Raw genomic sequence first — 23,036 nt, forward strand, 5'->3', positions numbered from 1 at the left:
ATTGCTAGGGTAACTGCGGCAGGATACCTGCGAGAAAACCGGCCAGCCGGTCGGAAGCCTCGAGGCCGTCGCGGTAGAGCCGCCAGAAGTCTTTGGCGCTGCCCGGGCGGCGGACGACGCTGCCGAGTGCCAGCCCCGCCTTGCGCACGACCGACTGCGGGCGGCTGATGTGTTCGATCTCGGCAGGCAAGGCATCGTCGACGGCGTCGCTGATCACGCGGACCGACAAGAACCGCACCCGATGCTGCCGGCAAACCTCGGCCACGGCCGAGGTCTCCATGTCGACCGCCTGCGCGCCGTGTTCGGCGCCTAAGCGGCGCTTGTCCGCAGGATCGATCACCACACGATCGACCGTCAATAGCCGTCCGACGTGCAATTCGCGGCGCGCCGCCAACTCCTCGGGCGGAATCTTCAGATCGACCGACCAGCGCGCCCCCTGCTCGTCGACGATCTCGTTGGCCAGTAGGAAATCGCCGCGCCGCAGTTCGGGCTGCAACGACCCGGCAAAACCAGCCGAGACGATCCAGTCCGGGGTATGACCGTCGACAATCGCCAGGGTTCCGCGCGAGGCGGCCTCGCGGCCGATGCCGGTCTCGACCGCGGCGATGCGCCGGCCGGCGAAGCGACCGGTACAGAGCTTCAGCCGCGCCGCGCGGGTGTGCAGCAGCCCCTCCATGCGATCCTGTAACCCGCGCAGCTCGCCCCCCATGGCGAAGACCAGGCCCACCGAGCAGCGATCGGGACCAGCAGGCTCAGAGCTGTCGGAGTCGCTCGCCTCGGCGCCCGCGGCTACCTGCGCCTGATTGAGCAGGGTCTCATAGAGCTGCGCTTGCGCGCGCCGCTTGATCCAGTTGCCGATCAGCGCTTGCCACACGGTAACGGATGCTCCAAGATCGCAGGGTTCGGCTCAGGGCCTTCGCACCGAGTACATCAAGGCGCGGCTGTCGGCCAGCGGGGCCAACGGCTCCAGTACGCCTTCGCGCACCCACTGTTCGAACCGCTCGCGCGTGACAAAATCGCTAAATCCGTAGTTGCCGGGACTGCGGTAGCGATCGATCTCGGCCCAATTGACCAGGACATGGGTGATCCGTCGCCGCTCCAACTCTCCGCGAAACTCTTCCGCCGTGTGGCCCGCCGCCCACTGTTCGAGCAACGACGGATCGAACGTCGTGTTGTAGAACACGGGCACTCGAAAATCATAGACGGCCGCATCGCCCACGAGCAGCACGGCTTCGCCTTCCGGAACATGCTGGTCGATCCAGCGATGCCAAGGCTCGGGGCGCCGCTCGGGCGCGGAGCGTAATTCGGCCAAGGGAGCGAAATACCGGTTCCAGCCCGACACGCCCGACGTCGCGAACACCAGGTTTCCCCAGAGACCGGCAGCCAGCATCGCGCCAAGCACCCAGCGGCCGCGCCGTGTGATCACTTCGCCCGCTCCCAAACCGGCCAATAGCGCGGCGATCGGCAGCATAGGCACCCAAAAGCGATCGATGCGGTGCGTCGCGAGCCACCAAGCCGCTAGATAAAAGCCAAGGTACGCGACGAGCCAGCGCACGCCGCGATCGCGCCAGAAGACCGATGCCCCCCAGACCGCCAAAGGGACCACCAACGGGCTGAGCCATTCGCTCCTGCCGGCGATGTCGACGATCCGTCCGGCCAGATCCGCGCCTGCGAAATTCGGCGGATCGTGGGCTGCGGCCCAGCGCGCCGCGAGTTCCGGAGTGCGCGTGGCGCCGTCGAACAGCCCGTAAAGCAACGGATAGCTCGGATTGCCCGTCGATAGGGCGTTCTTGACGAACCAAGGCCCGCATGCCAGCGCGGCCGCCGTGGCAAAACACAGCACAAGCGCCATGGTCCGGCGCGGTCCCGTGTGCTGCCAGGCCATGGCGCTCGTCCACAGACCCAGCGGCGTCAGCACGAACAGCGCCGCAGGATACTTGCACGCCACGGCGCTGCCGGCGAGAAAGCCCGTCAACGCCAACAGCCGCCACGCGTCCTGGCCACTTGCCAGCCGCGCACGCCAATCGAGCGCCGTCAGGCAGGCCAGCAACGTGAACAGCGCCACGGCCGGTTCGATCAGCCCCAGGCACGAGGTCTGTACCACCCAGGGAATCGAAACATAGACGAGAGCCGCAATGACCCCGGCGCGCGGGCTAGCGTACCGCGTGCCAAATGCCGCCAAGGCCCAGGCAATCCAGAGCGTGAAACAGGCCGTGGTTGTCTTGCCGGCCAATCCGCCCAGCCACCAATCGCCGCTGAGCGCCATGGCTGCCAAGGTGAGCATCTCGCTGCCGAGGGCCATGTTGGCATAGACGTTGTGTGGCAAAAACTCGATTCGGCCCCGCAGGAAAAACTCCTTGGGGGCTTGCAGGTGATACTCGCGCACGTCGAAGTCGACCGGCGGCAGTAGTCCACCCAGGACGATGACCAAAGCAAAGGGCGCCACGGCCCACGCCCAGCGCCCGCCGCCCGCCCACGGCCAGCGCCGGTCCGGGCGCGGCTCGGTCGAACGCCGGCGCGCGTGAAACTCGTACGCGACGGCCGCAACCACGAATACGGCGATCAGCCGCGCGGCGTGCAGGGCCCCGGCGAGGCCCAGGGCCAGCATGAACAGCGACACCAGACTCGCCCCGACGGCGAAGCAATACACCGGTCGCTCACCGGCGGGCATTAAATGGTCGACGCGCGCCAGGCGCAGCGCTGCTCTGCCCAGCACCAGCGCGGCCGCTTGAATCGCCAGGGACCACGCCAAGGCCGGCAGACGATCGGCCAGCGACCAGTTGCCGTGGTCGCCCAGCCAGGTACGCGCCAGCTCCTCCGGGTAGAGCGTCACAAGCCCGACGAGATTGCCGCGAGTCGTCGGGTGGCCCTGCTCCGTAGGCGGCAGGCTCGGCAGAGACTGGCTGTAGAACCATGCGAAGTACGCGCACAGTGCCGCCGCGGCCAGCGGCAGAGGCCAGTTGCGCTCGGGCACCCTGGCAACGTGCGGACGTCCCGATGTGGCCTGAGCGGGTTGGGGCATCGAGGATCGCTGCGCCCGTGGCGCATCAAAAAAAGGCTGCCGGGCCGTGGCACGGCCGGCACGATCGTCAAGACCTGCCCGGTGCCGGACAAGCCGCGCAGCTATGCTAGTTTACCTGCCCTCGGTTGGCCTGCCCCGCAATCGCATCACCTGGTCCGGGACTCGCGTCCCCACCCTGCCATGCCCGCATCGACTCGGCTCGCCGGAATCTTTACTCCCAACGTGGTGCCGCTCGACGACCGCGGCCGGATCAACGAGGCGGAACTGCGCCGCTATACCGATTGGCTGATCGCCAAGGGAGTCCACGGGCTGTATCCCAACGGATCGACCGGCGAATTCACGCGGTTCACGGCCGACGAACGGCGCTGGATCGTGCAGATCATGGCCGAGCAGTCCGCCGGGCGCGTGCCCATCCTGGCCGGCGCGGCCGAGGCCAATGCCCGCGAGACGATCAAGGCCTGTGAGTTTTATCACGGGCTGGGCGTCCGCGCCGTGGCGATCGTATCGCCGTATTACTACCGGCTGGCTCCCGCGGGGGTGTACGCCTACTTCAAGGAGATCGCGGCGCACTCGCCGATCGACATCACGCTCTACAACATCCCGTTGTTCGCCTCGCCGATCGACGTGGCGACGGTCGAGCGGCTGGCCAAGGAATTCACGAACATCGTCGCCATCAAGGACTCGTCCGGCGATCTGCCGCACATGATCCGCATGATTCAGGCGGTTCGGCCGGCGCGCCCCGACTTCGCGTTTCTCACCGGCTGGGACGCCGCGCTGATGCCGATGCTGTTGATCGGTTGCGACGGCGGCACGAACGCCACCTCGGGCATCGTGCCCGAAATCACGCGTCAGCTTTACGATCTCACGCTCGCCGGCCGCCTGGACGAGGCCCGGCAGGTGCAATACCGCGTGGTGACGCTGTTCGACACGATGTTTTCGGCGGCCGATTTTCCTGAAGGCTTTCGCGCGGCGCTGGCGCTGCGCGGTTTCCGCGTCGGCCGTGGTCGCCAGCCGCTCGATGTCTCGCAGCAGATCGATTTGAGCGTACTGTCGAACGTGTTGCAGTGCCACCTGGCCGAGATGGGGTATGCCGAGCCGCCATCGACGGGCTGTCCCGCGCCGAATGCCGCGGTCGACCCGAAGGAGCTGAGCGCCATCGTGCAGGGCGTCGTGGCCGAGTTAAAACGCCGCGGCATGAGTTGACCCCTCGCCCATCCGGCTGCGTCGCAGGTTTCTCCGACAAGCAACGGTTTCCCGACGGACAGCAGCGCGGCGACACTCGTCCGCGGGCTGGCACCCGTCGGCTGTTCAAGTGGCGAGTGGCTCGGTCGCCGGCAAGAAAAAGCTAAACCGGGCCCCCTGCCCCGGTTCGCTGGTGACCGTCAGCCGGCCGTCGTGCAGCGTGGCGATGCGCCAGGCCTTCGATAGGCCGAAGCCCAATCCGCGGCCGGCCGAGCGGCCCGAGTAGAACGGGTCGAACAAGTGCCGGCGCACCTCCGGAGAGATTCCCGGTCCGGTGTCCTGCAGACTGATTTCGACGATTCCTGCCTCGTGCCGGCGGGCATCGATCTCCAGCCGCCCGCCCGGCGCCATGGCTTGCAGCGCGTTGTCGGCCACGGCCCGCAGCGCGACGAGCAATTGCGTCGGATCGGCCATGACGACCAAGGGACCGCCCTGGATGTTCGAGAGCAGATCGATTTGGCGCAGGGCCGCCTCGGGCACGAGACCCTCGACCAGCCGTGCGAGCAACTTGCTCAGTTCGACCGGCTCGCGCTCGGGCCAAGGGGGTCTTGCGAACAGCATCAGATCGGAAATCATCTCGTGCACGCGGCGGGCCTGCGCGTGAATGCCGGCCAGTTCGCGCCGGCGTTCGGGGTCGCGCTCGTCACGGGCCAGCAACTGAGCCCGACCGGAAATGACGGCCAGGGGGTTGTTGATTTCATGCCCAGCGCCGGCGGCCAGCTCGGCGAGCGACGCCAGCTTCTCCGTTTCCATGCGCGCTTGCTGCTCCGCAGCAGTTTGCCGCGCGACGAGCAGGTAGCGCCCCAGCGCTGCAAACCGCTCGGCAGGGCCTGGGCCGGGCCAGTGCCAATGCGCCTGAAGCGACTCGACCAACTCGGCAGGCGGCGAGCCGATTTCGGCCAAGGCCTGCCGTAGCGCTTGTTGGGCGGGGCCAGACTGCGGGGTCGTCTTACGATTGACCAGCGCACGGCGCCACCAGTCGGGAAGCGGTAACCGCGCGCGAGGAGCCTGGGCCTGGCTTCTGTATAGCCATTGCCGCGCGGCATGCGTCAGGCCCAGGAGATAGGCCTCGTCGGCGATCAGGGGCGCTGTGTTCGCCGCGCGCCGCGCGACAGCGACTGAGAGCGCAGCGAGCCGGCACGCTTCCTCGCCTGAGAATTCCGCGCGCTGCGGCGCCGGGGATGCCGGTTCGAGCGCGGCGACGGCGGCCTGATTGGCCAGAGCCCAGTCGGCCAGCGCCGCCACGGAGCGCAGCGCGTCGTTTCCGCGCTGGTGCGCAACCGCCAGCAACCATAAGGCAAGCGGCGGATCGCAAGCCAGCGTCGCCCGAAACTCGTCGCCCGATTCCTCGGAGACCAGCGCAGCCAGCATGGCGTTTGCCGCGCCGTGCGACAGGTACACCCAGGGCTGAGTTTGCCCGGCGATCGTCAGCGGCAGCCATGCGCTCATACGGGCGCCTCAGCAGGGCGCGGCAATAGACCTTCGGCCCGTGCGAAAGCCCGGGCAGTGTCGGCCGTGGCCTGGTCCCGCGAGCCTGTGTTTAGCTGGCCGAGAAGACTTCCATGTCGAGCAGCTGGCACATCCGCTCGACCAGCTTCTCGACTTCGAACGGCTTTTGCATGAAGTCGTTCGCGCCCGCGGCACGCAGCTCTTCGACCTTGTCCGCCTCGACCATGCCCGAGATGCAGATAATTCGCACGTCGTCCATGGTCCGGTCGCTCCGGACGCGGGTGCAGACTTCCTTGCCGTTGATATCGGGAAGCATGACGTCGAGCACGATCAGGTCTGGATGGTAGTCCTTGACCATCATGCCGGCGTCGAAGCCGTTGTTGACCGTGCGGATCTCGAAGCGGCCGTCTTTTTCCAGCACGTCGCAGATCAATTCGACCAACTCGGCATCGTCATCGACGACGAGGACCTTGCGCTTGCCGCTTTCGAGGGCATCGGTCGGGATGCCGTTATCGCGCATAAAGATGAACAACTGGTCGCGGGGAATCCGGCGGAAGCGGCTCCCGGGCACGCGAAATCCCTTCAACTGCCCCGAATCGAAGCAGCGAATAATCGTCTGCTGGCTGACCTTGCAAATCTTGGCCGCTTCACCGGTCGTGAACACAGTCTTCATTGTCGATTACCACCCCTCTCCCTAGCCGCTTGAAGCTGGGCTAGTTAAGGAGGGCGTCCCTCGTCGCGGCTCTTCCGAAGAGCCGCAGGGCCGCCGCGTCGTCCATGTAGGGGGCCACCCAACGGACCCGAACTCAGCAGGGCATACCGACGACGAAAACCTGCGTATGGCGACAGTTCACGCCGACCGAGCACCCGACGGAGAGTTCGCGTCGTCCGTAAAGCCTTTAGTCCGCTAGGCTTTTGTAACCCACAGGCTCGCTAAAGCCTGCCAGAATTACCGAGCTTTCCACTGGCAGGGATTATAGCCACCGCTCAGGGCCAGTCAATATGAGTATTTTTGAAGTAACCTATTGTGGGATCAGTGGTTGTATTGATCGGCCGGTCAATAGCCTGAGAACCCGGCCGGCCTTTCGGCGTTCGGTTTGTTGCCAAATGCGGGTCATCGCTGCTTGCCCACGTTCCCGAATGTGAGGGGCGGACGCGATTCGGCCAACGCGCATTGCGCACCGAGTGGGGCAACATACCGGTGAGAGTCGCGCCGCCTAACTTCTCCCTTCGAGGTGAACCATCAGGATCGCCAGGTCCGCGGGAGTGATGCCGCTGATCCGTCCGGCCTGGTCCAGGCTCGCCGGTCGAATGCGTACCAGCTTCTCTCGGGCCTCGGCTCGGAGCTGAGGCACGCGTTGGTAATCGAAGTTTGCCGGGATGCGTTTCACCGCCAGCCGCTGCTGCCGCTCGACGTCGAGGGCCTGACGTTCGATATAGCCGGCGTACTTCACGTCGATCTCGACCTGGTCGGCAATCTCGGGACCCACCTGGGCCAACTCCGGCACGCGTGCGGCCAGACCGGCAAAGCGGACATCCTGCCGACGCAAGAGTTGTTCGAGGGTCAGATTATCCACCCTGTGTGTCCGCAGCATCTCTAGCATTCGCTCGATCTCCGCCAGCTTCTCCGAGAACCGGCGCCAGCGGTGGGCGTCGACCAGACCCCATTGCTGGCCGAGCGGCGTGAGCCGTCGATCGGCATTGTCGTGCCGCAACAGCAGGCGGTACTCGGCCCGGCTGGTAAACATCCGATAGGGTTCGTCGACCCCCCGGGTCACGAGATCGTCGATCAAAACGCCGATGTACGCCTGTTCTCGCCCGAGGGTGACCGGGTCGCGACCGGCCGCCGCGCGGGCGGCATTGACGCCGGCGATCAGCCCTTGTGCCGCCGCTTCTTCATAGCCGGTGGTGCCGTTGAGCTGGCCAGCGAAGTACAGCCCGGCGACGCGCTTGGTTTCGAGCGAGGCGAACAACTGCTCGGGCGGCGCATAGTCGTATTCGACCGCATAGCCGTAGCGCATGATTTCGGCCCGCTCCAGGCCGGGGATCAGGCGGAACAAAGCATCTTGCACGTCGCGCGGCAGGCTGGTGGAGATACCGTTGACGTAGACCTCGTGCGTTTGCCGGCCTTCCGGCTCGAGGAACAGTTGATGCGATGACTTGTCGGCAAAGCGAACGACCTTGTCCTCGATCGATGGACAATAGCGCGGGCCGCCTGAGCTGATCTGCCCGTTGTACATAGGCGCGCGGTGCAGGTTGGCGAGGATCAATTCATGCGCGGCCTGGTTCGTATGGGTGATCCAACAGGGCAGCTGCGGGGCTGTGAGGCGGTCGGTGAGAAAAGAAAACGGCTGCGGCTCTTCATCGCCGGGTTGCAGCTCGCAGCGCTGGTAATCGATCGTGCGGCCGTTCAGGCGCGGCGGTGTGCCGGTCTTGAAGCGGCGCAGCTCGAAGCCCAAATCCGCGAGCGACCGGCTCAAGCCGCCGGTGGTCCCCTCCCCGGCCCGGCCGCCGGGGGTCTGGGCTTCGCCCGTGTGCATCAGCGCCTGCAAGAACGTGCCCGTGGTCAGGATCACGGCACCGGCCCGGTACACGGCATCGCCGCGCACCCGAACTCCGTAGACGCGCTGCGCGCGGCCCAGTTGCGGCTGTTGCTCCGCGTGCGGCAAAGGCTCGGTCACGAGAGCTTCGACGGTTTCCTGTCGCAGCGTCAGGCCCGGTTGCGATTCGACGAGCCGCTTGATCTCGAACTGGTACGCCTTCTTATCCGCCTGCGCCCGCGGGCTGTGCATGGCCGGCCCTTTGCGGCGATTGAGCAGCCGGAACTGGATGCCCGTGGCGTCGATGGCCTGGCCCATCGCCCCGCCCAGGGCATCGATTTCGCGGACGATCTGCCCTTTGGCGACGCCGCCGATGGCCGGGTTGCAGCTCATCTGCCCGACCGTGTCGCAGTTGATCGTCAGCAGCGCCACGCGCGCGCCCAGCCGCGCGGCGGCCAGCGCCGCTTCGGTCCCGGCGTGCCCGGCACCGACCACCACCACGTCAAAGTCATAGATGCACTCGGCCATGCCGACGATCATACACGCGGTGGCCGGGCGCTTCCGCAGGCAGGGCTTGCGGCCGGGTGGTACATTAGCGATTCCCGACCGCAGGGCGTCGCCCGCGGCGGTCGCCGCCGCAAGGCATTGGACAAAGGAACGCGCCTTGGCACACCTGACAATTCAAGAACGCGGCGAGGTGATCATGGTGACCTTCGCCCAGGCGAGAATTCTCGACGAAACCACGATCACGGCCATCGGCCGAGAGTTCGAAAAGCTCACGCTCGAGGCCGCCGCCACGCGCAAGCTGCTGCTGAATTTCAAGGGTGTCGACTTCATGAGCTCGTCGATGCTGGGCAAAATCATGCGGCTGCACAAGCAATGCACGTCCGACAAGGTCAAGCTGAAGCTCTGCAACATCTGCCCGCAGGTGCTCGAGGTCTTCACGATCACCCGGTTGAACAAGGTGCTGGACATCGTGACGGACGAAGAAGCGGCGCTGTCCGCCTTCGAGGCGGGGGGCGCGAAGCGCGGCTGGTTCGGCCGGTAGCCGCGCCGCGGCTAGGCTCGCTTGCCGCCGGGGACGCGCAGGTCGAACAGGCCGAAGATCTCGTCGCGCGACAGGCCCAGGTGAGCCTGAGGCTGGGCGTCAGAGAAGATCGTATCGAACAGCTCCCGCTTGTCGCGCAGCACCTGGTCGATGCGTTCCTCGATCGTGCCCCGCGTGACGAAGCGCGTCACGGTGACCGGCCCCGCGACGCCGATCCGGTGGGCCCGGTTGATTGCCTGGTCTTCGACGGCCGGATTCCACCAGCGGTCGAATAAGAACACATAGTTGGCGAATTGCAGGTTCAGCCCCACCCCGCCGGCGCCGTAACTCATCAGCAGCACGTGGCGGCTGCGATCTTCGCGAAAGCGCTGCAGGACGCCGTCGCGCTGCGCAGCCGGGACGCGCCCGTGATAGGAGAGCGTGCCGAACCGCTTCAGCCGCGCGGCGAGCTCGTCGAGCGTTTGCACCCATTGGCTGAAGACGAGCGCCTTCTGACCGCTGGCGGCAACCTCCTCGAGATCGGCAGCCAGCCGCTCGAGCTTGGCGCTTTCGCCCGTCGCGGGATCGAAGTTGCAGATCTGTTTGAGCCGCAGCACCAGCTCGAAGACGTGCTGGATGGTTGCTCCGGCGCCCAGCCCTGCCAGGCGCAGTACGCCTTCTTCCTCGGCCAGCCGGTAGCTTTCGCGCTGCTCGTCCGAGAGCTCGACTTCGGCGTCGCGATCCAGTCGCGGCGGCATGTCGGTCAACACGAGGTCCTTGGTGCGCCGCAACACGTAGCCGCCAGCGATTTGCCCCATCCGCCGGGGCTTCATGTCGGCATGCAGCGTGCCGGGCGAGACGAACTCGAAGATTCCGACCAGGTCTTCGGCGCTGTTTTCGACCGGCGTGCCGGTCAGGGCCCAACTACGGTCGCGGTGCATCTGCCGGACGATCGTGGCCGTCTGGTTCGAGCGGTTCTTGATCCGTTGCGATTCGTCGAGCACGACCAGGTCGAAGTGCCGCTCGGGCGCAAGCAGCGTGTCGCGGTCGCGCTGCAACAACTCATAATTGGCAATCCGCACCGGGGCGTCGGCCAGGTGCCATTGCCAGCGGCGCCGGGCCTGATCGCCTTCGATGACCGTCAATGGGATCTCCGGCGCCCACAGATTGAACTCGCGCTGCCAGTTGGTCACCAGCGGCTTGGGACAGATCAACAGCGCGTTGCGGATTTCGCCGGCGTGTAGCAACAGGCGGATCGCCGTCACGGCCTGCATCGTCTTTCCCAGGCCCATCTCGTCGGCCAGGATGGCCGCATGCCGTGGATAGAGAAAGGCAATGCCTTCGTACTGGTAGGGAAACGGCTGGAAGGGAAAGTGCAGCGCCTGGCGCGAGACCACCGCCTCAAGTGAAGGCTGTAGCACGTAGTACAGCCGGTCCTCGAGCTTGATCACGTCGGCCGGCGGGCGTAGTCGAGTGTGGTGCGCACCAGCACCTCCGCCGGCCGGAACAGCCGTCGATGGGGCTGGTCGCGCAGTGGGTGGGTTGGGTTGCTGCGGGGCGAACGGGTTGCCCGCCGGCGGCGCGAATTGAAAACTCCGCACGCGCACCGCGGGCGCAGCAAAGTTGCCGCTGGTCACGGCCGGTCGGGTCAGCTCAAGCTGCGCCGAAAGCAAGCGGATTTTGGGTGGCCGCGCCAGGGCCGTTTGCCAGCCGGTCGCCTCGGTCGCCACCGGCAGCCGGCAATCGAGCGAGGCGACGCGCGGCTCTGCCGACGTGGATTTGCCGGCCGACCTGCTCGCGAGCCATCCGTGAGGCCCGTTCATCGGTTGCCGCGCTGCGTCTCGACGAGCGCCTCGCGAATGCGTCCGAACGGCTCGCTCAAATCGAGCGCGGATACCAGCTCGCCAAGGCCGGCGCAGAGCGTGGCGTCGGCGGCATGCTGCGGGGCCACCGCCACCCGCGCGCTGCCCAGTGCGACATAGTGCAAGCGCGGCAGTCCGGCGTGGGGCGCGTCGACGCGGAATTTTTTCGTCGCGGAGGCCTCGCTGCTCGCGGGCACCTGTTCGCCGGCTTGTTCCACCAGCACGACCGGCACCTTGGCGTGGTCGCGCAGCGCCAGGACCGGCTCTTCGTCCGTGCAAATCAGTCGCACGTCGGCCGTTGACTTGGTCATCAAAGTGCGGCCGATCTGCTCGCCATAGAGATAGGGCCGTAGCGTCGGGCCGTAGAGAATCTCCTGGGCCCGGTTGGGGCGCACGGGGGCCGTGCAGTGGAATTCCAACGGCCTGCCAGCCGCGTTTAAGACCAGATAGCCGCCGACCAGCCCCGATTCGGGCAGATCGACGACCGTCAAGAATCCCAGGGCCGCCGGCGACCGGGCGTCGCGCACTAGCATGTCGAACTCCGGCGGGGGCGGGACGGCAAGGGGCAGCGGCGTCCCGGGTCCGCCGGGACGTCAACCGGGGGTATCGACCGCACCGATCGGTCGACTTGAGCACCCCATGCTAGCGCTGGTTTCGACCGTCAGCCCGCGCCGAGTACTCGACTTTTCGCGCACCGGCTGGGTATACTCGGGGTTCTTCAAGGAGTTGCGTAGCCTATGAGCCGCGATCGCCAGCCCGAAGCGGAATTGTTCACCCAAGTCGACATTTCTGCCGGCACGAGCTCCAGCCAGCCCGTGTCGGCCAACCTGCACGACGCTCAAAGTCAACTTCTTCGGCAAATCCTGCAGGCGCTCGACCGCAACAACGAGCTGCTCGAGGAACTGGTCACGCACCAGAACTCGGCCCAGCGCCAGCGGCAGCAGGAATTAGGCCAATGGCGGCAGTCAAATCCCCGCCTGGCCCAGAAGTGTCGCCTGGCGGCCGAGACGCTTAGCCGGGTGCAGACCGAGTTTCTCGACTCGCTCGTGACCGAGGTCCGCGAAAACGGCGACACGCTCATGGACGGTGAGTTCATGCTGACCGAATTCGTCGATCGTTTCGGACCGCGGTTGGCACATCTCAATGGCGTGATTCAGGTGCTCTCGCAACTGAGCGCGCCGGCTTCCACCGCCGACGGCTGATCGTGCTCGTTGGCCCGTGCGGTTGCCCTGCCGGGCGGCGGTGCGCTTGTCCGGCCCGTTGATTGGCCTCGTCTCGCGTTACCCCCGTCATGCAAGTCGAGCTGGTCACCGCAACCGCTGCCGATGGAGTCCGGCTCGATGGCGCCCACTATCGCCCGGCCGCGGCCGGCAGCTTGGCGCTCGACGCACTGGTCTGCGTGCATGGCACGGGGAGCAACTTCTACGCTTCGACGCTCCTGACGAACCTGGCCGAGTCGCTCGTCGGACGAGGCATCGCCACCATCGTCGTCAACACACGCGGCCACGATGCGATGTGCACGTTGTCCACGCCGTTCGGTCCGCGCAAAGGTGGCGCGGCCTATGAAGTCGTCGACGATTGCAGGCTCGACCTGGGGGCCTGGCTGGCACGGGCCCAGGCATTGGGATACGCCCGCGTGGGGCTCTTGGGACACAGCCTGGGCGGGTTCAAGTCGATCTACTATGCAGCCGGCGGCGAGCAGCCCGTGCCCCAGTGCATCGTCGCCATTTCACCGCCGTCGCTGTCGCATGCCGCGTTTTTGGCGGGACCCAGGCGGGCGGAATTCCTGGCGACCTACGAACAGGCACGGCAATTGGCCGATCGCGGCGAGCCCGACGGGCTGATCGAGGCGACCTTTCCGTTCCCTTATCTCGTCACGGCGCGGGGGTTCCTCGACAAGTACGGTCCCGACGGGCGCTACGAGCTGTTGGCTGCAGTCGCGCGGTACTCGGGGCCGCTGCTGGTCACGTTCGGCGCGGCCGAAGTACGGATGCCGGCCAACGTGGCGTTTCACGGTGCGCCCGAACGGCTGCTGTCGGCCACGGCGAACCGAAACGCGCCGACGCAGGTCGCGGTGATCGCCGATGCGGACCATTTCTATGCCTCGGCGCGCCAGGAATTGACCGCGGTTGTCGAGCGATGGCTGGTCAAAGCGTTCGGCGCGGCAAGCTGATTCCCCGCGCCCAACTTCCGGCCTCTAGCCAGCTTGAGCCGTGCGGGCTAGAACAATTTGCGTGGCGTGCAGGCGTCGGCTATCGTCGCCTGCCGGGCCTGGCGATTGAGGCCGATGCCGTTTTCGCCGCGCCACAACTCCCTCACCTGCCCTGCTTGAACCCCGCGCATGTCCACCCCCACAACGTCTCTCGATTCGAAGTTGGCCGGACCCGTGGCCGACGCCCGTGCCAAGCTCGACGCTCACGCGTACGAAATCGTGCAATGGCACTTCCACCCCTCGACCGGGTGTCCGTTTTGGCTCGAGCAGGCGAAGGAACTGTCGTTCGATCCGCTCAAAGAGGTCAAGAACTTCGACGACCTGAAGAAGTTTCCCGAGTTTCAGGATGAATGGCTGCGCGGCGGCCCGGTGCGTCGCTGGGTACCTCAGGCGTTTCAAGACCGGCCGATCTACGTGTTCGAGACGGGCGGCACCACGGGTATTCCCAAGAGCCGGATCGCGATCGACGATTTCCGCACCGATTACTCGCTGTTCAGCGACACGCTGCCGGACGAATACTTTCCCCGCGGCTCGAACTGGCTGATGCTCGGACCCTCGGGCCCGCGGCGGTTGCGATTGGCCGTCGAACATTTGTGCCAACACCGCGGCGGGATCTGCTTCTGCGTCGATCTTGACCCGCGGTGGGTGATCAAGTTGATCAAGAAGGGGTGGATGGAGCATCTCGAGGCCTACAAGCAGCACTGCATCGATCAGGCCCTGACGATTCTCAGCGCGGGCCATGATATCCGCTGCATGTTCACCACGCCGAAGCTGCTGGAGTCACTCGCTCTGGCGCTGGAGAAACGGGGCTCGTCGATCGGTCAGGCCGGCATCACGGGCATCTTCTCGGGTGGCACCGAGTTCACGCCGCAGTGGACGCGGTTCGCGATGGAGGAGTTCCTCGACGGCGTGTACATGACGCCCACCTACGGCAACACGTTGATGGGCCTGGCCTGCTCGAAGCCCGTCACGCCGGCCGATGGCTACAAGATCACCTACTATGCGCCGCAACCGCGGGCCGTGATCGAGGTCGTCGAGTTCGGAGACTACAGCCGACCGGTGGGCTATGGGCAAACCGGACGCGTCAAGCTGACCACCTTGACCAAGGAATTCTTCGTGCCCGGCTTTATGGAACGCGACGAGGGCGAGCGCGAGTTGCCCTACGAGAAATATCCCTGGGACGGCGTGAGCGGCGTGCGTCCGTTCCACGAGTTGGCCGAGGCAACCACGGTCGGGGTCTACTAACGGCCCGGTGCCGGGCGCCTCGTCGACAGTCCTTTTTGGGCACGAACGGAACAAGAGCATGTTGAACCTTCCCGTTTTGCGCTGGGGCAAGCCGTACAACTCGCTCGAAGTCGACCAGGTCCTGCACTTCGCCACGGGCGAGCCGATCGCCAAGGTGAGCCAGGCCACCGGCGGACTCGTCGAGCGCGACATCCGGCAAGCGGCCCGGGCGCGCGACGTGCTGCGAGCAATCGATCCGGACGAGTTGGCCAAGCGCGTGGCACGCGCCGGCGAGCTGTACCTCAACGGCACGCTGGCGCTGGGCGACGGTACGCAAAGCCCCGCTGAATTTGCCCGCGCGCAATCTGCTTCGACCGGTCTGCCGGAGCACATGTGCAAAGCCAACATGCAGAAGAATTTCTTCGTGTTGTCGCACATGGGCCAAATGCTCGACGCGCTCACGCGCGGGCTCGATCTGCGGATCTTGTCGCGCGGCTATGGCGTGGAGAGCCGGGGGATCGTCGTCAGCTATCAGGCACAGTCGCCGGCCTTGGGGCTGGTGTTGCCGAGCAATTCGCCGGGCGTACACACGCTCTGGCTGCCGGTGATCCCGATGCAAATCGGCCTGGTTCTCAAGCCAGGTCCCCAGGAGCCTTGGACGCCGTATCGCATGGCGGCCGCGTTTGCCGAGGCTGGAGTGCCGGCCGAAGCGATCTCGATCTATCCGGGCGGTGCCGACGTCGGGGCAGCGGTCGTCTCCGCCTGCCAGCGGACGATGATCTTCGGCGGCGAGGCCACGGTCGAACGCTACAAAGGCAATCCGCGCGTCCAGGTACACGGCCCGGGCTTCAGCAAGATTCTGCTGGGCGACGACGTGGTCGATCAGTGGGAAAAGTATCTCGACCTGATGGTCGACAGCATCTATGCCAACAGCGGCCGCGGGTGCATCAACTGCTCGGGTATTTGGGCCTCGCGCCACACGCGCGAAATCGCCGCCGCGCTCGCCGAGCGGATCGGGCCCATCGAGCCCCTGCCGCCCGAAGACCCGCAGGCCGGCCTGGCGGCGTTCACGGTGCCGGGTGTCGCTCAGGCCGTGTGGAAAATGATCGAAGCGGATCTCAAGGATTCCGGCGTCGAGCATTGCACCGAGCGATTCGGCCCACGGTTGGTCGAGCGCGAACGCTGCGCATATCTCCGCCCGACGATCATCCACAGCCGTTCGCCCGAGGCGGCCGTAGTCCGCAAAGAGTTCATGTTCCCCTTTGCCACCGTGGTCGAGTGTCCCCAGGCACAGATGCTCGAAAAGATCGGGCCGACGCTCGTCTGTTCGGCCATCACCGAGGATCCCGCGTGGCAGCAAGCTCTGAGCGATGCCACGCACATCGATCGCTTGAATATCGGGCCGATCCCGACGATCAAGCTCGATTGGCTGCAACCGCATGAAGGGAACATCGTCGAATTCCTGTTCCGTGCCCGCGCCTACCAATTGCCCGCCGACCGCGTCGCAGCGTTAGCGCCGCGTTAGGCCGCGCTGCCGCCCTGCCCTGCCGCGATTCCGCCCGACCGTGAAAACGGACGAGAACGGCCTGCCCCCATGGAGATGATCGACTTCCAAATGGCGACCCGGGTCTTGTTCGGCCCGGGGCGATTGGCTGGTTTGGGCGAGTTGGCCCGCGAGTTCGGCGCGCGGCGAGCGCTCGTGGTCAGCGACGAGGGCGTTATCCACGCCGGCCACGCGCGGCGCGGCCTCGACGCCCTGGAAGCCGCCGGTGTCGAGACGCGCTTGTTCTCCGGGGTGCACGAAAACCCGACCGATGAGCACGTCGAATCCGGCCGGCAACTGGCCGCGGAATTTCAACCCGAATTGATCGTCGGCCTGGGCGGCGGCAGCTCGATGGACTGCGCCAAGGGGATCAACTTCGTCCACGCCGGCGGCGGGCGGATGCAGGACTACTGGGGACTGAACAAGGCACAAGGAAAGTTGCTGCCGTTGATCGCCGTGCCGACGACCGCCGGCACCGGTAGCGAGACCCAGTCGTTTGCGCTGATCTCCGACGCGAAGACCCATGTCAAGATGGCCTGCGGCGATCGCCGGGCCGCCGCGCGCGTGGCGCTGATCGATCCCCTGACCACGCTCACGCAACCGGTCAGCGTCACGGCGCTGACAGGCTACGACGCGCTTTCGCACGCCGTCGAGACCTGGGTGACCCGCAGGCGGCACGCGCTCTCGCTGGTCTTCAGCCGCGAAGCGTTCCGGTTGCTGGCGACCAACTACTTGCGCGTGCTGGCCGAGCCCAATCATGTCGAGGCCCGAGGCGGCATGCAGTTGGGGGCCTGCATCGCCGGCATGGCCATCGAAAACTCGATGTTGGGCGCAACACATGCCCTGGCCAATCCACTCACGGCGAAGTTCGACATTCCACACGGTCAGGCCATTGCGGTGATGCTGCCGCACGTCGTGCGCTTCAACGGCGAAGACGCGCAGGTGTTCGAGTGGTACTGCGAATTGCTGGCCGCCGTTGCCGCGGTACCCGATGCACCGTCGCCGAGCGAAGGTTCGATCGGGCTGAGCGAGTTTTTGACCCGGCTGGCCCAGCGCGGGGGACTGAAAACGACGCTGCATGAGTTGGGTGTCCCGGCCGACGCGCTGTACGAGCTGGCCGTCGAGGCGGCCAAGCAATGGACCGGCACCTTCAATCCGCGCCCGGTCGGCGAGGCCGAGTTGTTGGCCCTCTATAATGCCGCCTTGGGGGCGAGCTAAACGAAGCGAGGCAGATCCCATGGCCGTGCACGCCAAGCTACCCGGTCGCAAGTATCTGGCCCCTGCCACGTCCGTCGCGCTGCTGATCGCAGGCCTGCTCTGCATGGGTTGCGGACGCCCGGCGGCCGATTCTTCTGCAGCGACGGCCGCAGCAGCTCCCAGCGCCCCGGCGCCGGCCACAGCGCCCCAAACGCCGGCGTCAGCGCCACCGCCAGCGAGCGCGCCGCCGAACACTCCGCAGGCGGAGGAAAACCGCTCGCGGCCGCCTGTCTTGCCGCAGGTACGGCTGACCGGTTCGGCCGATCTCAGCCAGGCGACGGTCGACGCGGCGGACGGTCAGAACTGGACTATCTTCCGCGGCACGCCGCGCGGCACCGGGGTGTCGAGCGCCAAGCTCCCCGAGAAACTCGAATTGCTCTGGAAGCGCACCTTCGAGAACGGCGGCTTCGAGAGCACCCCGGCCATTGTCGACGGTGTCGTCTACGTCGGCTCGTACGACGGCAATTTCTACGCGCTCGATCTGGCAACCGGCGCGGATCGTTGGAAATTTTTCAGCGAGCTTGGTTTCAATGCCCCGGCCGCGGTTCGCGACGGCATTGTTTACACCGGCGACACCGAGGGGCGCTTCTATGCCCTGGCGGCCGCGACGGGACAACCGGCTTGGAAGGCGCCCTTGCAAACGGGCGCCGAGATCAACGCCGGCGCAAACTTCTGGCGCGACAAGGTGTTGATCGGCTCACAGGACGCGAGCCTGTATTGTCTCGACGCCCAATCGGGCGAGCAGGCCTGGAAGTTCACCACCGGCGACATGATTCAATGCTCGCCGACCGTGGTTGAAGATCGCGCGTTCGTGGCCGGTTGCGACAGCAAGCTCCACATCGTCGATCTCACGACCGGTCAAGAGTCGGCGGCCGTCGACATTCTCGCCCCCACCGGTTGCACCGCGGCGGTCCTGGGCGACGTGGCGATCTTCGGCACCCAGGGCGAGACGGTGTACTGCGTCAATTGGCGCAAGGCCGAAGCGATTTGGACGTGGCGCCACCCGAAGCGCAACTTCCCCTTCCACGGCTCGGCAGCTCTGACGCCGACGATCGCCGTCCTTGGGGGCCGCGACAAAATGATCCACGGACTCGACCCCGCCACAGGCCACGAACTCTGGTCAGTCAATACGCGCGGGCGCATCGACGGCTCGCCCGTCCTGGTCGGCGATCGTGCGTTGATCGGCTCGGCCGATGGACGACTCTATGCGGTCGATGTGACCAAGGGCGAAGTGGTCTGGGACTACGACGCCGGCGCGGGTTTCACCGGCTCGCCTGCCGTGGTCGACGGGCACCTGGTGATCGGCACCGACTCGGGCGATTTGCTCTGCTTCGGAGCGAAGCCCTGACCGCCGCTGGACACACGCGCCGCTTCGGTCGCACGCGCTGCTAGAATACAGCGAGTTGCTCCCCCGCCCGACGATCCCCACCTGGTGCGTGTACGCATGGCTACCGAGACTGCGCGGACTGAAGTCGGCAGCTACTTCGTCAGCAATTACCCGCCGTTTTCGCAGTGGAACGCCGAGGAACTGCCCGCGGTCGAAGCGGCGCTCAACAGCCCGCCGCGCGAAGTGCCGTTGGGACTGTACTTACACATTCCGTTTTGCCGCAAGCGCTGCAAGTTCTGCTACTTCCGCGTCTATACGGACAAGAACGCCCAGGACGTCGAGGCCTACGTCAGCGCCTTGTCGCGCGAGATCGAACTGGTCAGCCGGCTGCCGGTCATGGGCGGGCGGCCGTTTCGGTTCGTCTATTTCGGCGGCGGCACGCCGAGCTTTCTCAGTGCCCGTCAGCTCACCTCGCTGGTCGATCGGCTGCGCGCCAACATCAACTGGGACCAGGCCGAAGAGGTCACCTTCGAGTGCGAGCCGGGGACGCTCTCGCAGCCCAAACTGCAGACCCTGCGCGAGCTGGGCGTGACGCGCTTGAGCCTGGGCGTCGAGAATCTCAATGACGCGATCCTGGAAGAAAACGGTCGGGCCCATCTCAGCGCCGAAATCACACGCGCCTGGGACTGGATCAAGGCCACGGGATTTCCCAACGTCAACATCGACCTGATCGCCGGCATGGTCGGCGAAACCGACGAGACCTGGCGCGAAAACGTCCACAAAGCGCTGGCGATGGATCCCGACAGCGTGACCATCTACCAGATGGAACTCCCGTACAACACGGTCTACTCGCGGGCCATTCTCGAACAGCAAGCGGCCAGTCCCGTGGCTGATTGGACGACCAAGCGGGCGTGGGTCAATTACGCCTACGACGTTTTCCTCGCGGCCGGCTACAAGGTGTCCAGCGGCTACACGATTGTGCGCGACACCGGCGGCGTCAACTTCAGTTATCGCGACAACCTTTGGCACGGCAGCGACCTGTTGGCCACCGGGGTCGCGAGTTTCGGGCATGCCTCGGGCGTCCACTATCAGAACCTGCCCGATTGGGGGCCCTACCTCGCGGCCATTGACGAAGGACGCTTGCCGCTGTTCCGTGGGCTGCGATTGTCGCCGGAGCAGTTATTGATTCGCGAAGCCGTCTTGCAGCTCAAGACGGGGCGGCTCGAAATCGGCTATTTCCGCGACAAGTTCGGCGTCGACATCGTCGAGAAATGGCGCGAAGTCTGGGACCGCATGGTTGCCGACGAATACGCCAACATCGCCGACGGCGCGATCCAATTGACGCGTGCTGGCTTGTTGCGCGTCGACGGTCTCATGGCCGAGCTCTTCGAACCGCAGTTCCGCGGCGTTCGCTATACCTGATCCAGACCGCGCACATTACCTTGGGCCAGTAGGGCTTGCGCCACCGCTGGCAGCTTTCCCCCCAGTGCTAGGGACCCGGCAACTCGACAGGTTTCGGCACCACGGTTTAAAATGTCTTCTGGCTTCACCTTCGATTGTTGCGCCCGTCCGACGTGGTAAACCGCTTTTCAACGCCCGGCATTCGCCTGCAGCCACGCACCCGGGACAACGCCTATCTAACAGGTACGCTCCGACGTGTGACTCGTCGAGCGGACAGTTTTCATGGTCGACCTTGATCGGCTGCAACGGGCCTACGACGTGGCCCGTGGAGACTTGATTGCCGCGGTTACGCCCGACGGCCACTGGCATGGCGAACTGAGCAGTTCGCCGACGGCGACGGCCACGGCCGTGTGTGCCTTGTCGCTAGTGCAGCGCCACTCGGCACAGGGGCCGGGCGGCTTCACCGATGCCGAATCCGATGCCTGGGGCCGGCTGATCTTTGCAGGCTTGCGCTGGCTTGCCGATCGGCAGAACGCCGATGGCGGCTGGGGCGACACCGACTGCAGCCCCTCGAACCTGGCGACGACGATCCTCGTCCGGGCCGCGTTCAGTTTGACCGCGGTGCCGGCAGGGCATGCCAACCTGTTGGACCGCGCGCGTGCCTACGTGCAGCAGGCCGGTGGTACGTCCACGCTCAAGAAACGCCTCGGCCGGAGTTCGCTGTGGTCCGTTTCGGTCATGACTTGCAGTGCCTTGGCCGGACAGATCGCTTGGAACGATATCCCTTCACTGCCGTTCGAGTGGACGGCCGCGCCTCGTTCGTGGCGCCGCGCGCTGGGTCGTGCAGGGTACGAGTATGCGACCGCAACGCAGGTCGCCTTGGGTCTGGTGCGTTTCGCGCATCGCCGTCCGCTGAACCCGCTGACGAACCTGTTGCGCCGTTTCGCGCGGCAGCCGGCGCTCGACACCTTGGAGCAGCTTGAGCCCGGCGGCCGGACTTTCGAGGCGATTCCGCTCGCGAGCCTGGCTGTGATGAGCCTGGCTGCATTGAATCAAGTTCATCATCCGCTGGTCCGTCGCGGCATCGACCTGTTGTTGACCACGGCCCGACCGGACGGTTCGTGGCCGGTGACGGCGAACCTGGCCGTGCGCAACACTGCGCAGGCACTCGACGCGTTGGCCGCAGGCGGCGAGCACATCTCCCAATTGGATTGCCTGGCCTGGCTCTTGGCCGCACAACAGCGCGATCCGAGGTCCAGTGCCGAAGTCGCGCCCGGAGGCTGGGGCTGGAGCGAATCTGAGCACGCATTGCCGAACTCGCTCGACACGGCCGGCGTGTCGTTGGCGCTGGCCCATTGGATCGACAACGATGCCGAGGCCGACACCGATCGACTGCGCGAAGCCGCGCGTTGCGGCTTGGAATGGCTGTTAGCGAAACAAAATGACGATGGCGGTTGGCCGCTGCTCGCGCGTGGCGAGGGGCGGTGTCCTTTCGATCGCAGCACGACCGATGCCACCGCGCGCGCGATCGAGGCCTTGGTCGCGTGGCGGCGGCTCTGGACGGCCAGCGATACCGACGAAGTGGCGACGTTGCCATTTCCGACTGTCGTCGCCGCGCCGGACGCGCGTGTCGAGACGGCGGCAGCCGGCGAGCTGCTGGCCCGTATCTCGGCGGCGCTGACCGGTGGTTTGAGCTACCTTGCCGCGCAGCAACAGCCCGATGGTCGCTGGCTGGCCAACAGCTTGGGCAACCCCCATCAGCCGCGCGAAGCAGGTGCCCTTTGCGGGACCGCACGCGCACTGGCCGCATACCAAGCGCTGGGTTTGGAAAAGTCTCAGGCAGCGCAGCGCGGCCTGGCCTGGTTGGTCGGCCGACAGAACCGCGACGGCGGGTGGGGGGGGCGAGGCGACGCGGTGCAGCCTCGGCGCAAGCGCGAACTGGTGTCGAGCGTCGAGGAAACGGCCGCCGCATGTGAGGCGTTGATGAGCGCGGGCGATAACGTGGCCGCTGACGAGGTTCTCCATGCCGGTTTGAACTGGCTAGTTGATGCGACCATCGACGGCCGCCATCGCGAGCCGTCGCCGCTGGGTCTGACGTTTGGCCATCTGTGGTATTATGAGCGTCTGTACCCGGTCGCTGCCGCGGTTCTGGCATTGGGGTCCTACCTGAGCCGGGCGCGGCGCGCGGAGACCCACCCCAAGATCGCCCTGCACAGTGGCGCCTAGCAGCCCCCGCGGCAAGTCCCGGCCGGCGGTTCCCGCCGCGGCGGAAAGCACCGCCGGGGTCGCGCCCCCCCGGGCTGGCCGCTTGCCAAGCAGGGTTCCTCTCGCGCGACGAGAACCTCCCGACGTGAACGCGCTTGCCGATCCTTTCTCCCTGCTGACTCCGCTGGTCCTGTTCTTTTCGGCCAAGGTTGAGGACCTGGGCAAGTTCAGTCCGGTCGATCCGGATCGAATGCCCGCGGTGTATCGCACCTTGCTGGCGCACGAACACCACATGACGGTCACCGTCGAGCGCCACCATCGGGGGCCCGTGGGCGTCCGCGTGTTGCAGCGCAAAGCGACGCCGAGCCACTACGCCCGGCAGATTTTGCTCGAGCGCAAGAGCGATGGTGCGGTCGTGCAGTTCGGGATCATGCGGATCGCGCTCGACCTGATCGCGCCGGAAATCCGCGACGAAATCCTGCAAGAGCAGACGCCCCTGGGGCACATCCTGATCAAACACAACGTCATGCGGCAGATCCATCTGCTGTCGCTGTGGCGCGTCGAGCCAGGGCCAGAGTTGCAAAAGATGTTCGGGCTGCAGGGGCCCCGCACAACCTTTGGCCGGACCGCGATGATCGACGTCGACGGCCGCCCGGCAATCGAGCTCTTGGAGATTGTCGTGCCCGAGCCGGAAGTTGCGGCTCCTGGCAACCAACCGTAGCGAG

Annotated in this window: 18 protein-coding genes; 11 read left to right on the forward strand and 7 right to left on the reverse strand. The window is 66.0% G+C overall.

Going from position 1 to position 23,036, the window contains the following annotated elements:
• Positions 1-4: 4 nt before the first annotated feature.
• Together K1X74_19240 and K1X74_19245 are read right to left on the reverse strand one after the other, a co-directional pair.
• Entirely contained in the window at positions 5-874 is an 870-nt protein-coding gene (locus K1X74_19240) for a hypothetical protein (GenBank protein MBX7168480.1), read from the reverse strand.
• A gap of 33 nt (positions 875-907) precedes the next feature.
• Entirely contained in the window at positions 908-3,022 is a 2,115-nt protein-coding gene (locus tag K1X74_19245) for a phospholipid carrier-dependent glycosyltransferase (GenBank protein ID MBX7168481.1), read from the reverse strand.
• Positions 3,023-3,202: 180 nt separating this feature from the next.
• Between K1X74_19245 and K1X74_19250 the strand changes: the two genes are divergently transcribed.
• Positions 3,203-4,225: a dihydrodipicolinate synthase family protein gene (locus tag K1X74_19250; GenBank protein MBX7168482.1), complete on the forward strand. Its 1,023-nt coding sequence runs from the start codon at positions 3,203-3,205 to the stop codon at positions 4,223-4,225.
• A 105-nt stretch (positions 4,226-4,330) separates the two neighbouring features.
• On the opposite strand, the gene K1X74_19255 is transcribed toward K1X74_19250, so the two are convergent.
• The 3 genes from K1X74_19255 to mnmG all read right to left on the reverse strand — a co-directional run bounded on the left by K1X74_19255 (position 4,331) and on the right by mnmG (position 8,781).
• The gene (locus tag K1X74_19255; protein MBX7168483.1) at positions 4,331-5,713 is read right to left on the reverse strand and encodes a HAMP domain-containing histidine kinase; all 1,383 of its coding nucleotides are present in this window, start codon (positions 5,711-5,713) and stop codon (positions 4,331-4,333) included.
• A gap of 91 nt (positions 5,714-5,804) precedes the next feature.
• Positions 5,805-6,386, reverse strand: coding sequence for a response regulator (locus tag K1X74_19260; GenBank protein MBX7168484.1), 582 nt, complete (start codon positions 6,384-6,386; stop codon positions 5,805-5,807).
• Positions 6,387-6,930: 544 nt separating this feature from the next.
• Positions 6,931-8,781 (reverse strand): tRNA uridine-5-carboxymethylaminomethyl(34) synthesis enzyme MnmG, encoded by a 1,851-nt coding sequence (gene mnmG, locus K1X74_19265; protein ID MBX7168485.1) that lies wholly within the window; start codon positions 8,779-8,781, stop codon positions 6,931-6,933.
• 136 nt (positions 8,782-8,917) lie between these two features.
• Here mnmG and K1X74_19270 point away from each other — a divergent pair, with 136 nt between their 5' ends.
• Entirely contained in the window at positions 8,918-9,301 is a 384-nt protein-coding gene (locus tag K1X74_19270; protein ID MBX7168486.1) for an STAS domain-containing protein, read from the forward strand.
• Between the two features lie 11 nt (positions 9,302-9,312).
• On the opposite strand, the gene K1X74_19275 is transcribed toward K1X74_19270, so the two are convergent.
• Both K1X74_19275 and K1X74_19280 read right to left on the reverse strand, forming a co-directional pair.
• Positions 9,313-11,103, reverse strand: a complete 1,791-nt coding sequence (locus K1X74_19275) for a DEAD/DEAH box helicase (GenBank protein MBX7168487.1) — start codon at positions 11,101-11,103, stop codon at positions 9,313-9,315.
• Positions 11,100-11,675: a hypothetical protein gene (locus K1X74_19280; GenBank protein MBX7168488.1), complete on the reverse strand. Its 576-nt coding sequence runs from the start codon at positions 11,673-11,675 to the stop codon at positions 11,100-11,102. Before K1X74_19280 ends, K1X74_19275 begins: the two co-directional genes overlap by 4 nt.
• A 294-nt stretch (positions 11,676-11,969) precedes the next feature.
• Here K1X74_19280 and K1X74_19285 point away from each other — a divergent pair, with 294 nt between their 5' ends.
• The 9 genes from K1X74_19285 (at position 11,970) to K1X74_19325 (ending at position 23,032) form a co-directional block, all read left to right on the forward strand.
• Positions 11,970-12,344, forward strand: a complete 375-nt coding sequence (locus K1X74_19285; protein MBX7168489.1) for a hypothetical protein — start codon at positions 11,970-11,972, stop codon at positions 12,342-12,344.
• Between the two features lie 89 nt (positions 12,345-12,433).
• On the forward strand, positions 12,434-13,315 hold the full coding sequence (locus tag K1X74_19290) for an alpha/beta fold hydrolase (GenBank protein ID MBX7168490.1): 882 nt from the start codon (positions 12,434-12,436) through the stop codon (positions 13,313-13,315).
• Positions 13,316-13,483: 168 nt separating this feature from the next.
• Positions 13,484-14,599 (forward strand): hypothetical protein, encoded by a 1,116-nt coding sequence (locus tag K1X74_19295; protein ID MBX7168491.1) that lies wholly within the window; start codon positions 13,484-13,486, stop codon positions 14,597-14,599.
• A 58-nt stretch (positions 14,600-14,657) separates the two neighbouring features.
• Positions 14,658-16,103 carry an aldehyde dehydrogenase family protein gene (locus K1X74_19300; GenBank protein MBX7168492.1) on the forward strand — a complete coding sequence of 482 codons (1,446 nt, stop codon included), beginning with the start codon at positions 14,658-14,660 and terminating at the stop codon, positions 16,101-16,103.
• A 69-nt stretch (positions 16,104-16,172) separates the two neighbouring features.
• Entirely contained in the window at positions 16,173-17,339 is a 1,167-nt protein-coding gene (locus K1X74_19305; GenBank protein ID MBX7168493.1) for an iron-containing alcohol dehydrogenase, read from the forward strand.
• 103 nt (positions 17,340-17,442) lie between these two features.
• Complete coding sequence (locus K1X74_19310; GenBank protein ID MBX7168494.1) at positions 17,443-18,726, forward strand: PQQ-binding-like beta-propeller repeat protein; 1,284 nt, start codon at positions 17,443-17,445, stop codon at positions 18,724-18,726.
• Positions 18,727-18,822: 96 nt separating this feature from the next.
• Positions 18,823-20,127 (forward strand): coproporphyrinogen III oxidase family protein, encoded by a 1,305-nt coding sequence (locus tag K1X74_19315; protein MBX7168495.1) that lies wholly within the window; start codon positions 18,823-18,825, stop codon positions 20,125-20,127.
• Between the two features lie 261 nt (positions 20,128-20,388).
• A complete protein-coding gene (locus tag K1X74_19320) occupies positions 20,389-22,332 on the forward strand; it encodes a squalene--hopene cyclase (protein MBX7168496.1) in 1,944 nt (647 codons plus the stop codon).
• Between the two features lie 124 nt (positions 22,333-22,456).
• Entirely contained in the window at positions 22,457-23,032 is a 576-nt protein-coding gene (locus K1X74_19325; protein MBX7168497.1) for a hypothetical protein, read from the forward strand.
• Positions 23,033-23,036: the final 4 nt, after the last annotated feature.

This window comes from Pirellulales bacterium, from assembly GCA_019694435.1.
GTDB lineage: Bacteria > Planctomycetota > Planctomycetia > Pirellulales > JAEUIK01 > JAIBBZ01.

Coding starts and splice junctions, on each gene's coding strand:
- K1X74_19245 (MBX7168481.1), bottom strand. CDS start 3,022: ATGCCCCAACCCGCTCAGGCCACATCGGGACGTCCGCACGTTGCCAGG.
- K1X74_19250 (MBX7168482.1), top strand. CDS start 3,203: ATGCCCGCATCGACTCGGCTCGCCGGAATCTTTACTCCCAACGTGGTG.
- K1X74_19255 (MBX7168483.1), bottom strand. CDS start 5,713: ATGAGCGCATGGCTGCCGCTGACGATCGCCGGGCAAACTCAGCCCTGG.
- K1X74_19260 (MBX7168484.1), bottom strand. CDS start 6,386: ATGAAGACTGTGTTCACGACCGGTGAAGCGGCCAAGATTTGCAAGGTC.
- mnmG (MBX7168485.1), bottom strand. CDS start 8,781: ATGGCCGAGTGCATCTATGACTTTGACGTGGTGGTGGTCGGTGCCGGG.
- K1X74_19275 (MBX7168487.1), bottom strand. CDS start 11,103: ATGAACGGGCCTCACGGATGGCTCGCGAGCAGGTCGGCCGGCAAATCC.
- K1X74_19280 (MBX7168488.1), bottom strand. CDS start 11,675: ATGCTAGTGCGCGACGCCCGGTCGCCGGCGGCCCTGGGATTCTTGACG.
- K1X74_19290 (MBX7168490.1), top strand. CDS start 12,434: ATGCAAGTCGAGCTGGTCACCGCAACCGCTGCCGATGGAGTCCGGCTC.
- K1X74_19295 (MBX7168491.1), top strand. CDS start 13,484: ATGTCCACCCCCACAACGTCTCTCGATTCGAAGTTGGCCGGACCCGTG.
- K1X74_19300 (MBX7168492.1), top strand. CDS start 14,658: ATGTTGAACCTTCCCGTTTTGCGCTGGGGCAAGCCGTACAACTCGCTC.
- K1X74_19305 (MBX7168493.1), top strand. CDS start 16,173: ATGGAGATGATCGACTTCCAAATGGCGACCCGGGTCTTGTTCGGCCCG.
- K1X74_19310 (MBX7168494.1), top strand. CDS start 17,443: ATGGGTTGCGGACGCCCGGCGGCCGATTCTTCTGCAGCGACGGCCGCA.
- K1X74_19315 (MBX7168495.1), top strand. CDS start 18,823: ATGGCTACCGAGACTGCGCGGACTGAAGTCGGCAGCTACTTCGTCAGC.
- K1X74_19320 (MBX7168496.1), top strand. CDS start 20,389: ATGGTCGACCTTGATCGGCTGCAACGGGCCTACGACGTGGCCCGTGGA.